This is a genomic window from Flavonifractor sp. An4, from assembly GCF_002161755.1.
Classification (GTDB): domain Bacteria; phylum Bacillota; class Clostridia; order Oscillospirales; family Oscillospiraceae; genus Flavonifractor; species Flavonifractor avicola.
Genome location: NZ_NFIL01000086.1, coordinates 1 through 2,960, shown reverse-complemented (window position 1 = coordinate 2,960; position 2,960 = coordinate 1). Strand labels below are relative to the sequence as shown.

At 59.4% G+C, this 2,960-nt stretch carries 1 protein-coding gene and 1 pseudogene; both read left to right on the top strand.

Going from position 1 to position 2,960, the window contains the following annotated elements:
• Positions 1 to 86 precede the first annotated feature (86 nt).
• A complete protein-coding gene (locus B5F94_RS15670) occupies positions 87 to 1,094 on the top strand; it encodes an S-layer homology domain-containing protein (protein ID WP_087331471.1) in 1,008 nt (335 codons plus the stop codon).
• 922 nt (positions 1,095 to 2,016) lie between these two features.
• A pseudogene (locus B5F94_RS15665) lies at positions 2,017 to 2,960 on the top strand (hypothetical protein); the annotation flags it as partial.

Here is a 2,960-nt window from a genome sequence, read left to right as displayed (position 1 = left end):
CCAGCGGTGAATTTTACGGTAAAACCTCAAGCGCGTCCACTCCGGACACAGCCGATAAAATCGCATACCTGAGCAGTAACGACCGCTTGGACTTTACCAAGTACACTCCTGCCAGCAAGAGCAGTGTGAGCATCGGCATGCCCACATTCACAGGTCGTCCCGACAATCCCTATATCGAAGATGTACCCGTATGGCCCGATGCATCCACCGTTGCATCCCAGTACGCTACTGCCAAGTCCTATGTGTCCCAGATGAACCTGCCCGATTGGGCGCTGGCGTTCCTGCCCGTCAAGATGGGCGGCACTGAGACTGCACGCACCGTCGACGATGTGTTCGACTTTGCCACAGCCAGCCTGAAGTCCAACTGGAGCGACGGTTCCAATCAGACAGTCACGGAAACTCCCGTGACCGAACCCGAGACCCCTGTTGTCGACACAGATGCCACCAGCGTCACTTACAGCAACTGGGCCGCTGAGGACATTATTACAGCCATCAGCATGGGCTACCTCGATGACGACCCTGATGTCTTTGGTTATCAGCCTGCCGTCACCGACCTGCTGGGCAGTGACTACACCCGTGCCATCACCCGTGGACAGTTCGCGGCGCTTGCCGTACGCTACTATGAGACCCTGATGAGCGACATCACCGGCGAGGACTACACCATCCCCGTCAACTCCGGCGACGATGTGTTCGCGGACTGCTCCAACAACGAGAATATGGCCAAGGCCTACAACCTCGGGATTTTAGGCGGCTACAACTCCGCTCCCAACCGTTCCGGCGTGTATGTCGGGCCCAATGACCTGATTACCCGCGAGCAGGCGGCTACCATGCTGACCCGCATGATGGAATGCCTCATTGACGACTTCAACTCCGTCGGCCGCACCGGGTGGACTGTCTGGTATGCCGACAACCTGCCCTTCACCGATGAAATCGCGGACTGGGCATATGATGGCGTTCGAGCCGTGTACGGCGTCGGGGCCATGACCGGGACAACCGGCACCACTTTCTCGGCGAAGTCCCCGTACACCATCGAACAGAGCATCGTAACCATCATGCGCATCGACAACAACTGGGCCCGTGCCGGTATGGGCTAAAAGCCATAACCTGAAACAGCATCCCCCTGCATCGCAACCGGTGCAGGGGGATGCGCTTCTCTATGAAGCATGAATTACAACCAACCAACACTATGGTGACAATAGACTGCTCAACAGAGGCGGCAAGGCCACGCATCAACACATGCGTCAAAGCCTTGCCGCCCAACGAATTGCAACGGCCTATGATGGCGTCCGTGCCGTATACGGCAACAAGGCCATGACCAAAACCACCCCGCCCCGCATCAAACATGCACCAAGGGGCGTGGACATGAATTAAAATCATGTGGGCAACGGTCAAAGCGCACAATCCACCGGTGCGCCGCATGCGTACCAACCTCGTGGCGGCGGACACGCAAAACAAACTGCACCGCCGCCCAGCGAATAACAACGTCGACTGCTCCAACATCAAAAACATCATGCACATACCCCGCCCCGCACCAATATACGCACCAAGGGGCGGGCATCGGTACAACCCACGACCCGAGCCACGGCGGCATCACCTGACGCACGCCGCCGACATGGGCCATACATCGCCCCAACGGCGGCACCAGCATAAGGCCCCGTGCATCGTCCCGCTGCCCGGCGCCGCAGCCGCCACATGATACGCCACAAACCAAAGCCGCCCTGCCCTGTATCAATCTACGATACAAAGCAGGGTGGCTTTATTTTTTATTGGAGCAAAAATTGAGGCAGAACCGAATGGAATCAAGGCCTTGCGTCATTCATTGTCTTCGGAACAGGTAGGATCAATGTCAGCACCAGATCTGTGCCCACAGCTGACAGAAAGAGAAACATAATCGCCTCCACGGTTTTCGCCGCGGGGGCGATCTTTTTTTGCTTTCCCCTGTGGCATCCTATCCGGATGCACAGGAGCGGATGCGAACCTTTCGGCAAAATTATTGACAAAGGAGGTATCCCCGCCATGAGCGCAAAGACCCAGCACTATGCCGATCTGGCCGACCGCACTGTTGCGGAGATCACCAGCGACGCCGCCCATTGGGCCGCATTTCTGCGCACCGCCGCGCGAAACCACAAATATTCTTTTGAGGACCAAGTCATGATCCATGCCCAGCGCCCCAGGGCCACGGCCTGTGCTGGGTACGACTTTTGGAAGCGACGTATGCGCCGGTATGTGCGGGCCCGTTCCGTAGGAATCGCCCTGCTTCGGAGTCAGAACGGCAAAGCGTCGCTGGCCTATGTGTTCGACATCTCAGATACCGGCACGACTTCGGACTCCGTGCCTGTCCGCCAGTGGAAATACAGTGACCAGCACCGGGAGGCTGTGGCGGAGCGGTTGGAAGAAGTCTTTGCCGTCCCCCCGTGCGCCGGTCTGGCCGAACAGCTGATCCGCATTTCCGTCCAGCTGGCCGATACCTGCTGGCACGACCACCGGCACAATATCATGCGCTCCCTCGGCGGCAGTCTGCTGGAGGAGCTGGACGAGCTGAATGTGGGCATCCGCTTCACCCGGGCCCTGACCGTCAGTACGGCATACTTACTCATGGTTCGCTGCGGCCTGCCTACCAAGGGATGCTTTACCCCTGACGACTTCGCCTATGTCCGGGAGTTTGATACCAGACTGGCTGCCACCGTCCTGGGCTGTGCGGTCCACGACTGTTCGGAACTGGTCCTGCGGCAGATCGAGCGGGCCATCAAGGGCGGGAGCCAAAAGCAGAAACCCGCGCCCGCCGTGGACACCGCGCCGCCCCTCACTCCCGTCACGCCGGAGGAAGAACCGGAGCCGCCTGCCCTCCCCGCGCTGAACGTGAGCCCACCGCCCGAAACAGAAAAGGCCCCTCCTCCCTCCTCGCCCCTGTCGGAAACTCCGCCCCAGCTCCCGGCCGTGCGCCCTGCCCAAGAGGCAAA